A 19,206-nucleotide genomic window follows, 5' to 3' on the forward strand; every position below is an offset into this window, starting at 1 on the left:
TGCAAATGTTCCACCCTCGAATCAAGGAGTCCTCGTGGTTGTCTATATTTCCCGCCGATTAGGGGCGGGGGTAGTCCTCGTCATTTGTGCCTCGCTCATTGTGTTTGCGCTGATGCTGGCCGACAGCGACCATATCGCGAGGAATCTGCTGGGAGACCAGGCAACGCCGGCAATGGTTGAAGCCAAGCAGGCCGCACTGGGTCTGAACGATCCGGTCATCGTCCAGTACTTCCGATGGCTTGTGGGCGCCGCCCAAGGCAACCTCGGGAATTCTTGGTTCAACGCGGAATCAGTCAGCTATCTTTTGCTGAGCAGGGTCCCGGTCACCTTGTCCATCGCCTTTGGCACCGTACTGATCTCCACTGTCGTCTCGGTGGCAGTCGGGATTACGGCGGCGCTGTATCGCGGTTGGACAGACCGGGCCCTGCAGCTGATTTCCATCACAGGACTCGTATTTCCCGGCTTTTGGCTCGCGTTGGTCCTGGTCGCCAAGTTTTCCATCGAGTGGCAGCTGGTACCGGCCACGGGCTACATCCCGATTGCACAATCCTTCACGGGGTGGTTTCAGAGTCTGACCCTGCCGGTCCTCTCCCTGACCATCGGGGCTGTGGCCGGGCTCTCCCAGCAGGTCCGCAGTGCCACTATTGCAACCTTGGAGAAGGATTTCGTGCGGACCTTGCGCAGCAGGGGACTCTCGGAAGGCAGCGTCCTGTTCAAGCACGTGCTGCGCAACGCGGCCCCTCCAACGCTGACCGTTGTGTCCTTGAACTTCATCGCCCTGATGTCGGGCGCGGTCATGATTGAACGTGTCTTTGCGCTTCCGGGTCTGGGAAGTATCGCTGTGGACGCCACCGGGGTCGGCGACATCCCCATCGTCTTGGGTGCCGTGATGATCTCCGTGATCATTGTTGTCACCGTCAACCTCCTAATTGACCTGTTCAATGGCTGGCTCAACCCGAAGGTCCGTCTCACATGAGCACCGTTGCCGATATACGCGCCATAGCCAACCTCACGAAGGCGGCCATCCGGCAAAGCCTGTTCTCGCGCATTCTCGGGTCCCCGGTTGCCTTCGTTTCGTTGGGGTCTTTGCTGATCCTGATTGCAGCGATCATCGCCGCTCCACTCTTGACTCCTTTCGATCCAAACTCGGGTGATATCGGTCAGGCGTTGCTGGGTCCTGGCGCTGACCACTGGCTGGGCACGGACAGCTCAGGCCGCGATGTTTTTGCCCGCATCCTCTATGGCGGACGGAACACGCTGGGCGGGGCTGCCCTGGCGCTTGCCGTTGCAAGCATCCTTGGCGTGACCACCGGCCTTATCGCCGGATATCACGGCGGGAAAGTGGACACTGGCTTGGACTGGTACACCAACCTGGTGATTGCGGTGCCTCACATCATGGTGCTCCTGGCCGTGCGCGCGGCATGGGGAAGCAACATCTGGCTCATCATGACCGTTTTCGGCGTCCTGATGGCCCCTGGCTACCACCGATTGGTCAAGGGCATCGTGAGCGGAGTCCGCAATGAACTCTATGTGGATGCCGCCCGTGTCTCCGGGCTTTCGCTGCCCCGGATACTCGGGCGCCACATCCTGATCGCGATCCGCGCCCCCATCATCATTTTCGCGGCACTGTCAGCTGTTGTTGTCATCGGTGTCCAAGCCGGCCTGGACTTCCTTGGCCTCGGCGACGCAACCGTTCCCACCTGGGGAACCATGCTCAACGAAGCAATGGTCAACCTCTACATCGCTCCCGGGCTCATGCTCTGGCCGGGCTTGGCCCTGGGCGTTGTCAACGCAGCCCTGATCCTCTTCGGGAACGGCCTGCGTGATGCCCTCGAGGACAGCAAATCCACCAAGCGCCCATCCCGCCGTCGCGGAATATCCGCAAATGCACCGAAGGCAGGCACGTCAGGTTCCGCCGCTGTCCCAGCCGCGGGCGGGTCCGACGGCGACACACGGGCAGGTGCCGGAACCGCCGTCGTCGGAGTTCCCGGTTGCGGGTTTATCCCTGATGAGGCAGTCCTGTCGGTTGAAAACCTAAATGTTGGATATCCATCCGGCGACGGTCACAAGCTGGTAGTCAAAGGCGTATCGTTCGGTGTCCGCCGGGGAGAAATCCTTGGCCTGGTGGGCGAATCCGGCTCCGGCAAAACGCAGACGGCCTGGGCCTGCCTGGGCCTGCTCCCCACAGGCGGGCAGATCGTCGACGGAAGCATCACCATGTCCGGGCGCGACATCGGATCGGTGTCGGCCAGAGAACGCCGGGGCATCCTGGGCAAGAAGATCGCCTACGTTCCGCAGGAACCGATGTCCAACCTGGATCCGACGTTCAAAATCGGGTACCAACTCGTGGAGCCGCTTCGACGCCAGCTTGGCCTGAGTAAGGCTGAGGCGCAGGCCAAGGCTTTGGCGATGTTGGCCAGGGTCGGGATCGCCAACCCGGAACGGACCTTCGACTCCTATCCGCATCAGATTTCCGGTGGAATGGCACAACGTGTCCTGATCGCCGGTGCAGTGGCCTGCGACCCCGCCGTGCTTATTGCCGACGAGCCGACTACCGCGCTGGATGTCACGGTCCAAGCCGAGGTCTTGGACTTGTTGCGTGAGCTGCAGCATGAAACCGGAATGGCAGTCATTCTGGTGACCCACAACTTCGGTGTCGTGGCGGACCTCTGCGACCGCGTCGCGGTGATGCAGCTTGGCAAGATCGTGGAGCAAGACGCTGTAGAGGCGCTCTTCAGCAACCCGCACCACCCGTACACCCGGATGCTCCTGAGTTCCGGACTCGAAGACAAGAAACCCCGGACACGCCTGTTGCCTGCGGCCACGCCGGTCCTTGAGGAGACTAAGCCATGAGCGCACCACTGCTCGAGATCAAAGACCTGGTCACAGAATTCCCCATGAAGGGCTGGCGGAGGCCGCCATTCCGTGCCCTGCACAGCGTGAACCTGGATGTAAAACCCGGCGAGACTGTCGGGCTGGTGGGGGAGTCCGGCTCCGGAAAAACGACCATCGGCCGCGCCGTCCTCGGGCTCGCGCCCGTGACGTCGGGCAGCATCAACTTTGACGGGCAGGATATCTCCCGCTTTGGTTCCCGCGAACGACGCTCCCTCAGCAAGGATATCCAGGTCGTCTTTCAGGACCCGTACACTTCGCTCAACCCGGCAATGACCATCGAGGACATTCTCGCGGAGCCCCTCATTGTGCAGGGCCTGGACAAACGTGCCGCCAGCGACAGGATTGCCCGGCTGTTGGATCGGGTCCAGTTGCCTTCGGACGCCGCCGGCCGTCTGCCCCGGGAGTTTTCCGGCGGCCAACGGCAGCGCGTTGCGATTGCCCGGGCTCTTGCCCTGGAACCCCGGTTGATCGTCTGCGACGAACCGGTTTCGGCCCTGGACCTGTCAACCCAGGCCAGGGTGCTGGACTTGTTCTTGGAAATTCAGGAGGCCACAGGTGTGGCGTACTTGTTCATATCCCATGACTTGGCCGTGGTCCGCCACATCAGTCACCGCATTGCCGTCCTCTACCACGGGGAGGTCCTGGAATTTGGCGACGCTGAGGCCGTCTCAGAGAATCCGCAGAGCCCCTACACGCAACGTCTGTTGCTCGCTTCCCCAGTGGCGGATCCGGTCCGCCAACGGCAACGCCGCCAAGCTCGTCTTGCCGCCCTTTAAACCGGACTATCCAGCCCGTACAGCCGTGAAGGAACTGCGCCCATGACCCAAACGCACCCGTCAACCCGCACGGATAACCACACCTCCCGAAGTGGCCCCGGCATCATACCCGTGCCGCAGCAGTGGTTCCCTGAGCTGGGAACACTCACTCTTGCAGCCGGGTTCAACCTCCACTATTCGGACCTCGAACTGGCCCAGACCGCTATGCAGCTCATGGAGGAGATTGCCGAGGTGTCCGGTATTGCCGGAACAAGCGCCTCGCAGGCCTCTCCCAGCACTGGGCCAAGGACCCCAGGAGGCATCAGCCTGGTCCTGGACGAGGAGATGGCATTTGACACCGACAACACCACAGCCGACGTCGAAGGGTATCTGCTGTCCATCAGCGGAAACATCGAGATCCGGGCCCGAACGGCCGCCGGCATCTTTTGGGGAACCCGGTCACTGCTTCAACTGCTCCTTCAATTCCGGTCATTGCCCTGCGGCACGGCCGTCGACTGGCCGAACTATCCTGTGCGCGGCTTTATGTTGGATGTGGGGCGCCGTTTTGCGGCACCGGCCTTCATCCGCGACTACATACGCTTTATGAGCTGGTTCAAGCTGAACACGTTCATCATCCATCTCAACGACAACGAAATCGTCAAGGAGTCAAAACGCAGTTGGGACGTGGCCCAGCAGGCGTTCCGGCTTTGTACGGACAACCCGGAATTTGCTGGGTTGGCGGCCACCGATGGCGCCTACACCCGAGCGGATTGGGACTCCTTCGAGGAGCTCGCCGCCCAACACCACGTCAGCCTGGTGCCCGAGATTGACGCGCCGGCCCATGCCCGTTCCTTCATCCGATGGAAGCCCGAGGTGGGCCTGAACGGAGGCGACTCCGACATGCTCGATCTGACCAACCCGGCAACCACGGCGCTCATCAAGGCCGTCTTTGACGAGTTCACTCCCTGGTTCAGGGGAACCTCCGTTCATTTCGGGGCCGATGAGTACGAGAAGGACCACGCCGAGACCTATCGGACCTTTTTCAACGACATCAGTTCCCACGTTCGCAGCCTGGGCAAATATCCCATGGCGTGGGGCAGCCTGACCACTATGTCATCGGGGGCCGGGCCCGTCACGGCAGACGGATACAGCCGGGATGTGGTGATCTGCTCCTGGAACAACGATTGGTACGGTCCTCAGGAGGCCGTCAATGACGGCTACCGGGTGATCAACACCAATGACAACCTGCTCTACATCGTTCCTTTCGCCGACTATTACCACGGTAACCACCTGGACGGGCGCGCATTGTTTGACTCGTGGGAGCCACACGTGTTCGGACCCAAGGACGCCCTGGAACACAGGCATCCTCAGCTTCTTGGCGCGGCCTCCGCCGTGTGGAACGACCTGGTACAAAAGGACTACGACGAACACACCATCCACGCCATGGTGGAACCTACGTTTGGCGTGCTGGCGCAGAAGATGTGGTCCGGTTCCACCCACGGCTTGGTCTACGAGTCCTTCATGGAGCGCATCGGGTCCCTCGCCCACTGGCCGGGCCGAACATTTCTGTGGTGAACGAGCGGCTGAAACTCGAAATCGCTGTTGTCGGAGCAGACGGCGCCGGCATCGCGGCCGACGAAGGCGCCGACAGGATCGAACTCTGCAGCAGCCTGGAAATCGGTGGCATCACGCCGACGCAAGGGCTCATGGAGGCGGCATATGAAGCTGTCGGGCACCGCCTGGAAATTCATGCTCTCATCCGGTGCCGTCCCGGGAATTTCAACTACAGTCGGCAGGAACTGGACACCATGGTGCGGGAGGCGCGGCACCTGTTGGCCCAAGGCGCGAGCGGAATCGTCTTCGGAGTACTTACGGACCAGGGGAATGTTGACACTGAGGCAACCAGGCGTATCGCCGCCGCCGCCAGAGAGGTCCACCCGCTGGCACAGTTAACCTTCCACCGGGCCATCGATCAGACGCCGGAGCCGGTGGCGGCCGTCGAGGACTTGGTAAGACTGGGATTTGACCGCGTGCTTACTTCAGGGGGCGCGCCAACAGCCGGTCATGGGCTGGGGACGCTCCGCCGCATGTCCGTCCATGCTGCCGGGGAACTTGAAATCATGGCTGGTGGTGGACTCGCCGTCAACCACATCCCAGACATGCGCCGCAGCGGAGTCGCTGCCGTTCACCTGTCGGCCAAAAGAATCGTATCCACTCTGCGGCCGGGCACGATTTCCTTGGGGCAGTCCGATGGCGGTGACCCGACGGCATACATGACGACGGACCCTGAGATCGTGCGGGGGGCCAGGATTGCGTGCCAATGATCACCACCGATCCTTTCCGTCATCGAGCACATTTGGAAGCACCTCAGCCGCGAATGGTGGATTGCACCCGAAACTTCGCAACGAAAAGCGAACAGGGGAATTGTCCGCATGGACGTCGGATGGCACAAACCCTCCACTACGTAGCGGCAGCATACAAACGGACATGGACTACAAGGCTGCTGGAACTGTCATCACGGACGGCGTGATACCCCATCGCACGCCAAACCCTCTACCCGCACGTCTCACCCACAGGGGAACTGCGCCCGGACGGGGCAAATCTGCTCTCCAAAACTGAGCTGCCCAAGCCGAGGAGAAAGGTGTGCGCTCTATCGGACTGGGTGAAAACGATTTCGTCCGTTGTCTATCCGCCTGAGCGCGGCCGACTCCTTCTCCTAATCCGACTCGGCGTCTCAAACCTCTGTGTCTAGAAACGCATGCGATGCAAGACAACTCAAGGCCCGGTTGGGCGGACCAGGCGATCACAAAACGCCGCCATGAAGCGCTGAAGTGCACTCTGTTGTGGCTTTTCTTGGCAATGTGCCGGAACGTCTATGGGGTTACCCTGACACTGGCTGGCCTCGAGGCCGCCGCTGGTAACCGACAGAAGGTCAGCGGTCTCGATGATGTGGGCGTCGGCGGACAGGCCAGAATTTTTTTGGATGCTGGTGCCCGAGAGCAGTCCGCAGCTAGGGCCCTGCTTGTCTTTTGCAGACCACTTCAAGAAAAGGTCCCCGAGGTCTTGACGTGGACAAGTGCGATACCTCACACTGATTTTGGGATCCCAACAAGGTATCCCAAAACGGATTCCGCTCATAACTTGGGTCCAAAGTACAGCGGTGCTGCCCCTATCACATACTGGCCTCGGCAACCAGTGATGACTTCGTGACCGGTGGTGACCAATCCCCCCCAGTTCGAACCCGTATCAGAGGTACACATCATGGACAGTTCAGCAGGAATTGATGATCGGCCGTTGCGCGACAGCGTGCGTGATGCGATCCGTAACCGGATCTTCGAGGGCCACTATGCTCCGGGAACGCGGCTCGTCGAGCGCGACCTAGCGGATGAGTTCAGCGTCTCCAGGTTGCCGGTTAGAGAGGCTCTGCGCATGCTGCGGCAGGAAGGACTCGTTAGCGACCGGGCGAACTCGCGGGGAACAGTGGTCAGCAGCCTGACACCCGAGCAGGTCGCCGACCTGTTCGATGTCAGACTGGCACTTGAAGTCTTGGCGAGCGAACTGGCAGCCGCACGGGCCACCCGCGCAGAACTCACACATTTGAATTCTCTACTGGACACAGCTCAAAACTGCCTGGCGACGGGATCAATCTTCGAAGCCCATGCAGCAAACAATCAGTTCCACGACGCCATCACGACGATCGCGCGAAACGAGTTTTTGCGAGCTGCGCTGGAGCCACTCCAAGGACGGATGCACTGGCTGTTCCGGCATGCAACAGATCTTCCTGAGCTGATCCGGGAACACCGCAGACTTTACGAAGCCGTCGCTAGCGGCGACCCTGAACGCGCAGGCGCCGCGTCCAGGGAACACATCCAGAAGTACCGCAAGGACTATTACCTGCACCACTGACCCCGGGTATTCGGGACGGTCCCTGCCATTAGCAGGCCGGCCCTCTATTTAGTGAACCCAAAAATCGCCGCGTTGCGGACAAAAGAACCCCACAGAAGGGACATCTTATGGAGGATCTGCCAGATCTCGTCATTTCCAATGCGACGGTCGTCAACGCCGACGGCCGCAAAAACGCACACGTGGTTATCAGGGGCGGGAAGATTGCGGAACTCGCTGACGCCGCTCATCCGGTGCCCCAGGCATCCGTCACCATCGACGCCTGCGGGCGCCTGTTACTCCCCGGCGGGGTGGACGGGCATTGCCACGTCGCCCAGGTCACCGGGAAACACCGAACGCTCGATGATTACGCAGTGACGTCCACGGCTGCACTCTGGGGTGGTACGACCACAATCATTGACTTCGGCATCCCGCGGGACGACTCCGAAACACCGCTGGAGGCAGCCCGCAACAAGATCTCCCTGGCCCGGGACTCGCGCTGCGACGTGGGTTTGCACGCATCCGTTGTCAGGTGGGACGAAACAGTGCCGGAACAACTGGACGAGCTCGCCGCGCTGGGAATCCGGTCCGTGAAAATGTACACAACGAATCGCGGTTCCACGATGGCGGACAACGACACCATCTTGCGGGTAATGAAGCAAATGGTCCGGCTCGACGGGCTCACCTACATTCATGCTGAACACGACGCGATCATCGCCGACTGCACCGCCGAACACGCGGCCACAGGAGACATCGGCATCCGCCACCTGCACCAGACCCGGCCAGAGCTCGCCGAAGAAATTTCCGTCAAAGAAACCCTGGCCATGGCCGAATACACCGGCGCACCGGTGTACTTCGTCCATCAATCCACCCCCGGAGCTGTCGATCTGGTGACCGAGGCCCGGTTACGGGGCCTCGCCGCCTACTCGGAGACCTGCCCGCATTACCTGGCCCTGGACGAAACCGTCTACGGGGAAGCGTTTCCGGAGTGGTACGCCTGCTGCCCGCCGATGCGCAGCCCGGAAACGGTCGCCGCCCTCAAGGAACGGGTGCTTACCGGCGCAGTCCACGCCGTCGCGTCGGACCACTCCTGCTACGACCTGTCGCAGAAACGCGAACGCAGCGACGACATCCGACAGATGCCACACGGTCTCCCCGGTGTCGAAACCAGGATGCCGGTCACCTTTACAACAATGGTTTCGTCCGAAGGCCACGGCGTTGAGCGCTTCGTGGAGGTCTTCTCCGCCGGGCCGGCCCGCATCAACGCCGTGCCTGGAAAGGGCGTCGTAGCGGCCGGTTTCGACGCCGACCTCGTCCTGGTGGACCCCGCCGAAGTCCGCACCGTCTCCGGCGCCGCCCTGCACATGGGCACCGACTTCTCCCCGTTCGAGGGGAAGGCCCTGCGGGGCTGGCCCCAGCTCGTGGTCACCGCCGGACGGATCGTCCTGGACGAACACGGATTCCACGACCCCGGCCCGGTCGGCCAGTTCATCAGCCGTCACGGATTCCGGGACACCCCCGCAGCCCCGCCGGCCCTCCAGGCCGCGGGCCGCATCTCCTAACAACACCGCATCACCCCCGTCCACCCCACCCAAAGATGTATGACATAGGAGTCATCATGGACACAAGCCACAAATCCCTGGCAGCGCTCGATCCATCGGGCCGGCTTTACAACGAGGACCTTGCCCCCGCAACGGAGCGTAAATGGACCTCCTACAGCTTTTTCGCCGTCTGGATGTCCGCGATTCACAACATCGGCACATATACATTCGTCGCGGGCCTGTTCGTTATCGGCCTCACCGGCTGGCAGGTCCTGGCAGCAATCCTGATCGGCACCGCAATCCTCTTCTTCGGGATGAACTGGGCCGGAAAAATGGGCCAACAAACAGGCATCCCTTTCCCCGTCATGGCGCGCATCAGCTTCGGAATCTGGGGCGCCAACATCCCTGCCCTCATCAGAGCCGTCATCGCCATCTGCTGGTACGGCATCCAGACCTACCTGGCCTCAATGGCCGTCGTCGTCCTGCTCCTAAGAATCGACCCTGACCTGCAGCAGTGGCAGAACCAAAGCTTCCTGGGCCTGTCACTCCTGGGATGGGCCTGCTTCATCCTGCTCTGGATCCTTCAACTGCTGGTCATCACCCGCGGCATGGAAGCCGTCCGCCGTTTCCAGGACTGGGCAGGCCCCATTGTCTGGGCCGTCATGCTGGCCATGGCCATCTGGCTCTTCAGCCTGGCCGGGTGGAACATCCCCATGGACCTCTCAATCAACCCGCTGGCCGGTGGCGACGCCTTCCGTGGCGTACTGACCGGCGCCTTCCTCCTCGTCGCTACCTACGCCACCATGCTTCTGAACTACTGCGACTTCACCCGCTTCGCGAAGTCACCGAAGTCGGTTGTCCGTGGAAACTTCTGGGGAATCCCGGTCAACTTCGCAGCCTTCGCCGCCATCAGCATCACCATGACCATCGGAACCGTCGTCGCCTTCGGCGAAGCCATTACCGACCCCGCCCTGATCCTCGCTAAAGTACCCGACACTTTTATCCTGGTAGTCGGCGCAGTGATGTTCATTGTGGCCACGATCGGAGTGAACGTCGTCCTGAACTTTGTCTCACCCGCCTACGACCTGGCCAACGTCTGGCCCAAGCACATCAACTTCCGCCGCGGCGGGATCATCAGCGCAGTCCTGGCACTTCTCGTCATGCCCTGGAACCTGTACTCCAACCCGGTCGTCGTCAACTACTTCCTCGGCGGCCTGGGCGCCTTCCTCGGACCCCTGTTCGGCATCATGGCCGCCGACTACTTCCTGATCAACCGCGGCATCGTCAACATCAAAGACCTATACCGGTCAGACGAAAACGGAGAGTACTTCTTCCGGAAGGGCGTCAACCCCAAAGCCATCAGCGTCTTCGTCCCGACAGCCACGATCGCAGCCACCATGGCACTCGTGCCAGCCCTCGGCGCCGTAGCAGCCTTTGCCTGGCCCGTCGGACTCCTCACCGCAGGATTCGCCTACTACTTCGCCATGGGCGGCAAGAAAAAGACCCCCCTGACCACCCCTGAACCAGAAGCACTCCTCGAACCCGCCGAGTGATCAGCTGAACGCCCCCTTCTACCGCCTCGAGAGATATGTCAGGGGCTATGTGAGGTAACCAATCGAGGCCTTACCAGAAGAGAAGAGAGCCGGGACAGTGGGTTGTCCCGGCTCTCTTCGCTTCTCACGTTCGCGCAGCGCCAGCCCCGCATAGCAACCCGATACCGCCCCGGTCGAGCATGGCACCCAGCGGCGTCAATCCGATCGGGAGGGGCGTCCCCTCATCGGCGACTGAACATTCCCGCACTCAAATTTTCGGTTAAAGTGCCCGGCGAGACGCCAGTGCACACGACTTCGAACATTCCATGCAGGCGACTTGGGAAAATGACAAAGGAACGGCGGAACGCCGCGAACCGGCGATTCTCATAGCTATGTGTCGAAACCTTGCGGTTGAATCGCAGTACTAACCATTAGTTACCCAGACCACCCTGGATCGTCCTGACGAAGGTGATCGAAGACGCGAGGGTACCGACCGGAACTCTTGCGATGTCACGATCGGGGTCATTGTCGCCACACGTTTACCCCACGGAAATGATGACAAACGTCGGCATGTCACTATTTGTCCCTCACGCGAAAAACGCCTAGATTCGGCGGATTAGCACCACAACGCAAGCCGATGGCAACCAAAGAAATAGACTGTCCCCTGAGAAGAGGCCAAGAGCTCGAATCTCCTGAGACCCTTCGAGGAGCCCAGTAGGGACCGCTAGTATCTGGCAGGGCCTCGAAACCCTCCCACCAGTGAAATGCCCACCCCGGTCATGCGGCTGTCGGCTGTTCGGACCATGAAAGGGCTGAAGGGAGGTGGAATCACTATGAAGACGCCAGCGACCAAGAGTGCCTCGCGGGCCGCCCGGGACTCCAGCAACGAGTGTGGGCATGACCGATTAACAACACGCATGCAACTCTCCGGCAGAATCAATTTTCTCAGGACAATGAAGCGCCACACCCCCGCGTTGCGGGGTGCGGCAGTTGGTGTGAGGCCTTTGATGCTGAGAATTTGGGGTGTGGACAGTGTCCACACATTTGGCTTCGGACTGGGTTGTACATCGGTCGGATCGGGCCGGATTCCGCATGTTTCCGCGGGAGCCCAGTGTTTGCAAGGGCTGGAATGCGGTTCGAGTCCCACCTCGGGCACAGTGTTTCCGCAGGTCAGAGGCTCTTGGTGCTTTTTCCGTGTGTACATTGTGCACACGCTCGCTTCTGATCTGATTTGCCGGGTGTGTGGGGTCCCGGAATAGACCTATTTGGTTGTGTGGGGGGTGTCCCTCTGACTACGGCGGACCGCGTACTGCCCTGTGGGGCCACTGCTGGGAGTTCATCGTTGTTCGTCCTTCCACTGGGTTTTCGCGTTCACCACTCATGGTGGCTAGTGCCGCCTACAACATGACTTGCTGACCATTCTTTAGAGTGACCGAGGGTTGCGGCCGGTCCGGAATTTCCGCAGTAGCACCTGTTCATGCGGGAATTCGGGGGCGGCTTGACATGGCAAGCGATCCGGAGCTGATGATGAGCTCGCGGAGCGCGGCCAGTCGGTAGGCGGGGCCGGACTCGAGGGCGATTTGCAGGAACTGGCCAGGCTCCTCTGCCATAAGCGTCCCACCAGTTAACCGGCCGCCGCAGCCATCATTTTCGCAGTCATCGCCGCACCCGGCTTATGCGTTTGCGGTGTCGCTGTCATCGCTGTTTATACCGTCACCGACACCTGGAAACGATCCATCACGGGCTGGCACCGCCCCGGGGCCTCGACGATCCAGATCGGAAGCGGCTTGGCTGACAACTCCTCGGACGCATTCGTGAAATACTCATGCGCCGGATCCTTCGGGTCTGTCGACTCGGCTGAACACGATGTGAGGAGAGCCCCCTCGGTTGAGGGGCTCTCCTTTGTCATGAGGGGATCAGACGCTGTGGCTCAGATCCACTTCGGGGCGGCTGGAACGGCCGCTGGCGTGGCCGCTTTTCAGCAGCCCAAGCGATCAGCCGCGGAGCCGCTCACCATTGGGATCATAGAAGGGGCGCCGGGAAACCGTCGCAGGATACAGCTTGCCCTTGCACTCCACGGTGAACTCCCCGGAGAAGTCGATATCGGCCTTGACCGAGGCCAGGCCGACGGCACGGCCCAGGGTGTACCCGTAGCTTCCGCTGGTCATCCGGCCCACGGCAACCCCGTCACGGAAAACCGTTTCGTCATGCACCAGGACCGGCTCGGGGTCCTCCAAGGCTACATAGACGGCACGAATTTCCTGGCCGGCGGCCTGCATGCCGAGCACCGCCTCCCGGCCCACGAAGCCCCCGGGCTTCTCCAGAGCAAGGGTGAAGCCTAGGCTTGCCGAATACGGGTTGTCGGCCGGACCGATGTCGTGTCCCAGGTGGCGGAAGCCCTTCTCGCTCCTCAAGGAATCGAGGGCGTAGTAGCCCGCCATTCTGATCCCCAGGTCTTGCCCCGCTTCCCACAGTGCGTCAAAGACGTTGATGGCGGTGTCGGCGCTGGGGTACAGCTCATAGCCCAGCTCGCCAACGAAACTTACCCGCAGGCAGTACGCGAAGCCATCGGCCACTTCAACGGTGCGGCCCTCGGTGTACTTTTGGGCATCATCGGACCAATCTTCCGGCGAGATCCGGCTGAGCAGCTCTCGGCTCCGAGGGCCCATGACACCGATGGTTGCCAGCCCAGCGGTGGCATCGAACACCGCCGCGGCTTTCCCCTTGGCCAAGCGGGTCAGGTGCCACAGCGTCTTGTCCTGGCTGGCGGCCGGAGTGATCACCATGAAACGGTCGGCGGCCAAGCGCGTGACGGTTCCATCAAGTTCAATACCGCCGTTCTCGTTCAGGAACAGGCCATATGTGGACTTGTTGACGGGCAGGTCCACGTTAGCCGTGCAGGCCTGCTGGCAGACTTCCAGGGCTGCCGGGCCCGCCACTTCGAACTTGGCGAATCCACTGAGATCAAAGAGGACAACGCCCTCGCGTGTGGCCTTGTGTTCTTCGCCAACCTGCTCGAACCAGTTTTGGCGGCCGAAGCTGTATTCATAGGAAGGCTCGGTGCCCGGCGTCCCGTACCAGTTGGCGCGTTCCCACCCATTGAGCTCCCCGAAACCGGCTCCCATCTCCGCCAGGCGGGAGTGCAGCGGAGACCTGCGAACGTTGCGCGCCGTGACGGGCTGCAGCTGCGGCCAGTGCATTGCGTAGAGCCGCCCCAGCCCTTCCCTGGTCCGTTCGTGCAGGTAGGTCCGGTTGCTTTGGTGGCGCGAAAAGCGCTGCACGTCAACCGACGAGGCATCGAAACCGGCAGTACCCTCGATAACCCACCTTGCAAGCTCTTTTCCGGCCCCTGGACCGAAGATGATGCCTTGGGAGTTGAAACCCGCCGCGACAAAGAGATTGCCGACTTCGGCTGCCTCGCCCAGGATGAAGTTGGAATCCGGGGTAAAGCTCTCCGGCGCGTTGAGAAAGCGGTCGTAGCCGGCTTCGACGAGAGCCGGAACCGCGGCTTCGGCATGGCTCCTGATCGGGGCGAAGTGGTCCCAGTCCGCCGGGAATTCCGCGAAACCGCCCGCTGAGATCTCCTTGACAGGCCGGGGCAGGCCATCGGGTTCGAAGGCACCGACCAACAGGCCGCCGAGCTCGTGTCGAATGTAGTAGCTGTGGTCCAGGTCTCGCAGTACCGGCAGCCCCGGAACCGCGCCTTCGACTTTTCCCGCCCGCACGTGGACGTGCTCCGCCGCATAGAGCGGCACGTGGACGCCCACGGTCGCTGCGAGGTCGCGAGTCCACAATCCGCAGGCCAGGATAACCCGGTCGCAGTCGATGGTCCCCCTGTCCGTGAGCACCCCGGTTACCTTGTCGTCACTTTGCAGGATGCGACTAACCGAGACGTTTTCACGGATCCCGACGCCCAGCCCATCCGCCAGTTTGGCGAACGCAACGGCAGCATATCCGGGATTCACGTGCCCATCCTCGGGCAGGTACAGTCCTCCGAGAATGCCCTCGGTCCGGGCGATCGGCCATAGTTGCCCCACTCCCGCGGCATCCAGGACCTCCGCCTTCACTCCCTGCTGCCGAGCGATGTCGCAGAGGTATTGAATTTCGTCCATACGCCCCGGGGTACGCGCCAGCATGAGAGAACCGGATTGCTGGAAGGAAACATCGATGCCGGAACGGTCTTCCAGCGTGCTGTACATCTCGATCCCGTACTTCGCCAGCTTGGTCAAGGTGGCCGAGGAGCGCCCTGCGCTCACCAGCCCCGCGGCATGCCATGTCGTCCCGCTGCCCAGAACATTGCTCTCCAGCAAGATCACGTCGTTATCCCCTGCTTCCGCCAAGTGATAAGCGGTGCTGGCCCCGATGATTCCTCCACCGACCACGACGGTGCGTGCCCGGGGAGGCAGGGGGTCGTTGGCATCCTTCGTAAAGAGGGTGGCGCCAATGGTGCGGTCTACCAAGCGTTCCATTGTGTTCTCCGTTTCATTGATCAAGATGATGTTTGTGGTGATTCATGCGCTATTTGAATACAACGGTGCGATTGCCGTTGAGCAGGATTCGGTGTTCTGCATGCCATTGGACGGCCCGGGCCAATGCCACGCGTTCTGCATCTCGGCCGGCGATCGTCAGGTCGGTGGCCGTGTGGCTGTGCTCGACACGCAGGATCTCTTGTTCGATGATCTGCCCTTCGTCCAGATCCGCCGTGACGTAGTGTGAGGTGGCCCCGACGAGTTTGACTCCCCGGTCAAAGGCCTGGTGGTAGGGCTTCCCGCCCCTGAAGCTGGGCAGGAACGAATGGTGGATGTTGATGATCCGGCCTTCCATGATGTTGCAGAGGCCATCACTGAGGACTTGCATGTAGCGGGCCAGGACCACTAGATCGATTTCATGCTCGGCCACCAGCGACAGCAGCTCTTCCTCCGCCCCGGCCTTGGTATCGTTCGTCACGGGAATATGGCGAAATGGAATCCCCTGAGATTTCGCAACTTCTGCCAGGTCGCCGTGATTGGAGACTATTAACGGGATGTCGATTTTCAGTTGCCCGGAACGCCAGCGATAAAGCAAGTCATTGAGGCAATGGTCGAACTTGGAAACCATGATCAGCACTTTGGGCCGTGCGGACGCCTGCGACATGGACCACTTCATCCCGTACAGGTCTGCGGTGGGTTGAAACGAAGCGCGCAGCGCATCGATCGATTCGTGCTCGGGAAAACGGGCCTGGACCCTCATGAAGAACCGGTCCTGGCTCGCATCATCAAATTGTTGACTATTGATGATGTTGCATCCCTTCGCAACGAGGAAGCCCGTTACGGCGTGCACAATTCCAATTTGATCAGGACATTGAAACGAGAGTATAAGTTCGTTGGACGATGGCTCCTGCACGGATGACTCCTAAGCTATTGCTGGTCGATTGAGATGGTTCGCCGCCACGAATCCGGCGCTCACGGAATTCCTGCCGGCCCAACGGCTTTCACCGGAACCCGATCGGGCCGGAACAGACGATCTATGGCCCTTGGTGAAGCCGCTATTTGGTATTTGAAACGGCGGCGGCAGGTATCTGGAGATGTTCAAATGCATCCACGAGGTTCCGGCCCACATACTTTCCGAGGTTCACGAGGATCGGAGACGGCCATCGCAGACCTTCTGCGTGTGAAATGGGGTGCCTTTGAGCCGAACTCGCCTGGCACAGCCCATACATCGAGTGGAGCGGTGAATCATGTGATGCTGGCAGGGACTCATGGATTGGCTCGCGGTGATGCTTTCAGCCACCGGTTGAAAGCGACACAATTCGAAGCAGAAGTGTCGATGAGGGCTCATATTGAAAGTATGAGCTAGGTTACATTTGGTAGCAATATCGAATAACCGAATCCACTATTCGTATGGCTCGAACTATCGATCGTGGAGGTAGAAGCCAAATTTGAACAACCTCGGGCCGTTCAGTTCGATGGCGTAAACATCAAGACTGAATGGGAAAGGATTTAGGAAATGGATCCAAAAATTGGGCTTCGCGACCTTGCGGCGGTCGTGGGAGTCGCCGAAGCCGGAAGCTTCTCCCGAGCGGCCGAAGCACTGTGGATATCGCGCGCAACCATGACTGAGCAGGTCAAAAACGTCGAACGAATCCTGGGTGTGAAGCTGTTCGAGAGGACCACCCGCAGTGTGAGCCCGACGCCTGCTGGACGAGTTTTTGTCGATCATGCCTCACGGCTCCTGATCGACCTCTCCGGCATGCAGGATGCCGTACGCGAAGCGGGTGAACTACCCAGAGGCGTTGTGCGAATTGGGCTACCAGCTGGTGTGGTCACACAGCGCATTTGGTACAGTATCTCTGGCTTTCGAAGGGACTACCCCGAAGTAGAACTGCACTTCGTCGAAACCACGATCGACCAACTAATTCGGTCGATCCACAAAGGGGAACTAGACCTCTCTGTCATATCGTGGCCAGCGGGTGAGGCGCCCTCCGGCGTCCGCACCAAAGAGCTGGGATCCACAGCCACTGGAGTGGTGGTTTCGCCGGACCACGCACTGACAAGAACTCATCCAGTTTCATCGGAAGATCTCAATGAGTTCCCGTTGGTCACTTTCGTCCAAGGTTTCGCATTACGGGCAATCGCGGAGGACTTCTGCCATCGAGCAAAAATCGAACCGATAATTGCAATGGAAAGTTCTGTTGACGAAACGGTAGCCGGACTGGTGCGGGCACAAGTTGGATATTCCATCACGACTGTTGAACAGGCTGAAAGAGAAGGACTAGCCATCTTATCGACCAAAATTGCCAGCCTAGACCGGGTCACCGGTCTTGCATGGTCCAATCGAGGAGAGCTGGCAAGCGTGGCAGCGAAGTTGCGTGACCGCATCGCAGAAGGAGCTCGCCTTGGCTTCTGAGCATCGTTGAACGCCATGCGAAGAGCCGGTATCAACGGCCCGCCCCCACTTTCAAGCCTGAGCCAAAGGCGTAAACATACTGACACTGGGTCTCGCACTAGCGGATCCTCTGGTCGGGCCACCCTCAACGACAGCATACGGAAGTGATCCTCTTCCTATTTCCTCGGTATCGAGTCCTCGGCGATACCAACTCACCTTGAATTGGTCATCGGGCGGCCTTTCTGTGTGGCGGGGGGGAGCTAGCAGTTCCTACTCCGAGACGGGCTATCTGACGGCGTCAATGTAGGAATAGCTCGAAATCGATGGGAACCCGCGCTTCTAGTGTTATCGAGCGCGTTGTTTGACGATGGCGGCATCGCCCTGGATGCCGATGGGATTGATCGGGTTGGTCGTCAGCGTGACGCGGCTGTCGGCACGCTGCCGGGCACGTGGAAACGGCCGTGGGTGTTGTCGTCATCGTGGCTCCTGTTACGGGGCACGGCAAAGCACAATCCCATCACATTTTCAGGTGCGCAGCGGCGGGCTCAGCAGATTACCTCGGGTGAAGAGCCCGGTCAGGGTCCAGGGCGGAAGCTCGGGGACCACCCGGCGGTAGTGGGCCAGCGCGGCGCCAGCCAAGATATTCAAGCTCCAGCCCAGCAGGCTCGGCCACTGGCTGGGACGGACCAGAATGTCCGGATAGAGGCGGAAAGCGTGCTGCGCCGCCTGCCCGTGCAGCCAGTGGGCGTGCGTTCCGGCAACCGGCGCAGCCAGTGGAGCACCGTCGAGAGGGTCGGGCCCATGTGGGCGGCGATCGTCCGTTACCCGCTGCAGGCGGCCTTGGCCGCCGGTGCGGTTCCGATGACCTCGGGGGGGTGGACAACGCGGCCGGCAATAGTACTTGGGCGCGTCCGCAGCCGGCACAGCGGGCGCACCGTGGCTGCTTCGTCAGCCGTTCATCGCCTCGGCCCCGGACGGTGCGGGTGCGGGCGTGCCCGCGGGGACGCAGTGGCGCGGCACAGCCCGGACACTGGATATCGCCCGCCAGCGATGCCACCTCGGTCTGCTCGGGGCTGCCCACGGCCATCATCGTGCCCGATCCTGTTCGTCTGCCAAACGCTCATGCCTATGACTCTTGCCCATCGTGCCTGCCGCTGGGAAGGGGCCACTTCGTGTGGGATCTGAACGGTCACTGAACGGATCGGCCTCCCCATCGGCGGCCGGCCCGACAAACCACCCTGGCGACATGACCGTGGCGATCAACGCCCGCCGGTCGGGGCGCCAGGTGTTGTCGTCATGTTGGTGCCGCCAATGGACCCCGGTGCTCGGCAGCGTCATTGTCACCCACCATGACCAATGCATCACAAGACTGTGCGGCGCTCAACACCGAAGGAAGGCCCCCACCCTCCTGGCGGGTGCAGGCTTCCTCGTACTGGGCCAACAATTCAAGCTTCTGGCGGGGGTGAACGACCGGCGAGGGGTCGGTCCACCGGCACGGAGTCGGGAACTACTCATGGATACAACTTGGCCTACCGCGACGAAAACTAGATTAGACATAATGGTGGGTTTCCTGGTTCTCGCCCTAGGCGATCGTGCTGATTTGCTCTGTCACCCGTGGTACCGCTTAACCCTGACACCGTGAGGGGGTATGCGGACGTCCTACGTGACAGACCGCTACTGGCGCCTAGTAGTACTTAGTTAGGTTGGGGCTCGTGGTTGGCAGTAGGGGCAGTATCC

General features: G+C 60.9%; 13 protein-coding genes. 9 read left to right on the forward strand and 4 right to left on the reverse strand.

Annotated features, from left to right (window positions below; translation table 11 throughout):
- Positions 1 to 34: 34 nt before the first annotated feature.
- From QK290_RS16685 to QK290_RS16720, 8 genes are all read left to right on the forward strand, one after another.
- Positions 35 to 976 carry an ABC transporter permease gene (locus tag QK290_RS16685; protein WP_282331756.1) on the forward strand — a complete coding sequence of 314 codons (942 nt, stop codon included), beginning with the start codon at positions 35 to 37 and terminating at the stop codon, positions 974 to 976.
- Positions 973 to 2,853, forward strand: a complete 1,881-nt coding sequence (locus tag QK290_RS16690; protein ID WP_282331757.1) for a dipeptide/oligopeptide/nickel ABC transporter permease/ATP-binding protein — start codon at positions 973 to 975, stop codon at positions 2,851 to 2,853. Before QK290_RS16685 ends, QK290_RS16690 begins: the two co-directional genes overlap by 4 nt.
- Positions 2,850 to 3,671 carry an ATP-binding cassette domain-containing protein gene (locus QK290_RS16695; RefSeq protein ID WP_282331758.1) on the forward strand — a complete coding sequence of 274 codons (822 nt, stop codon included), beginning with the start codon at positions 2,850 to 2,852 and terminating at the stop codon, positions 3,669 to 3,671. Before QK290_RS16690 ends, QK290_RS16695 begins: the two co-directional genes overlap by 4 nt.
- A 42-nt stretch (positions 3,672 to 3,713) precedes the next feature.
- Entirely contained in the window at positions 3,714 to 5,225 is a 1,512-nt protein-coding gene (locus tag QK290_RS16700) for a family 20 glycosylhydrolase (RefSeq protein ID WP_282331759.1), read from the forward strand.
- A complete protein-coding gene (locus QK290_RS16705) occupies positions 5,222 to 5,974 on the forward strand; it encodes a copper homeostasis protein CutC (protein WP_282331760.1) in 753 nt (250 codons plus the stop codon). Before QK290_RS16700 ends, QK290_RS16705 begins: the two co-directional genes overlap by 4 nt.
- A 937-nt stretch (positions 5,975 to 6,911) precedes the next feature.
- The gene (locus QK290_RS16710; RefSeq protein ID WP_282331761.1) at positions 6,912 to 7,556 is read left to right on the forward strand and encodes a GntR family transcriptional regulator; all 645 of its coding nucleotides are present in this window, start codon (positions 6,912 to 6,914) and stop codon (positions 7,554 to 7,556) included.
- Between the two features lie 107 nt (positions 7,557 to 7,663).
- Positions 7,664 to 9,094 (forward strand): amidohydrolase family protein, encoded by a 1,431-nt coding sequence (locus QK290_RS16715; RefSeq protein WP_282331762.1) that lies wholly within the window; start codon positions 7,664 to 7,666, stop codon positions 9,092 to 9,094.
- 56 nt (positions 9,095 to 9,150) lie between these two features.
- Complete coding sequence (locus QK290_RS16720) at positions 9,151 to 10,626, forward strand: NCS1 family nucleobase:cation symporter-1 (protein ID WP_282331763.1); 1,476 nt, start codon at positions 9,151 to 9,153, stop codon at positions 10,624 to 10,626.
- Between the two features lie 1,454 nt (positions 10,627 to 12,080).
- Here QK290_RS16720 and QK290_RS16725 read toward each other — a convergent pair.
- From QK290_RS16725 to purU, 3 genes are all read right to left on the reverse strand, one after another.
- Positions 12,081 to 12,215 carry a hypothetical protein gene (locus tag QK290_RS16725; RefSeq protein WP_282331764.1) on the reverse strand — a complete coding sequence of 45 codons (135 nt, stop codon included), beginning with the start codon at positions 12,213 to 12,215 and terminating at the stop codon, positions 12,081 to 12,083.
- Between the two features lie 384 nt (positions 12,216 to 12,599).
- Positions 12,600 to 15,074, reverse strand: a complete 2,475-nt coding sequence (locus QK290_RS16730; RefSeq protein ID WP_282331765.1) for an FAD-dependent oxidoreductase — start codon at positions 15,072 to 15,074, stop codon at positions 12,600 to 12,602.
- A 49-nt stretch (positions 15,075 to 15,123) separates the two neighbouring features.
- Complete coding sequence (purU, locus tag QK290_RS16735; RefSeq protein WP_282331766.1) at positions 15,124 to 15,987, reverse strand: formyltetrahydrofolate deformylase; 864 nt, start codon at positions 15,985 to 15,987, stop codon at positions 15,124 to 15,126.
- 603 nt (positions 15,988 to 16,590) lie between these two features.
- Between purU and QK290_RS16740 the strand changes: the two genes are divergently transcribed.
- Positions 16,591 to 17,490: a LysR family transcriptional regulator gene (locus QK290_RS16740; protein WP_282331767.1), complete on the forward strand. Its 900-nt coding sequence runs from the start codon at positions 16,591 to 16,593 to the stop codon at positions 17,488 to 17,490.
- 504 nt (positions 17,491 to 17,994) lie between these two features.
- On the opposite strand, the gene QK290_RS16745 is transcribed toward QK290_RS16740, so the two are convergent.
- The gene (locus tag QK290_RS16745; RefSeq protein ID WP_282331768.1) at positions 17,995 to 18,117 is read right to left on the reverse strand and encodes a hypothetical protein; all 123 of its coding nucleotides are present in this window, start codon (positions 18,115 to 18,117) and stop codon (positions 17,995 to 17,997) included.
- Positions 18,118 to 19,206 lie beyond the last annotated feature (1,089 nt).

Source organism: Pseudarthrobacter sp. AL07 (genome assembly GCF_029960665.1).
GTDB lineage: Bacteria > Actinomycetota > Actinomycetes > Actinomycetales > Micrococcaceae > Arthrobacter.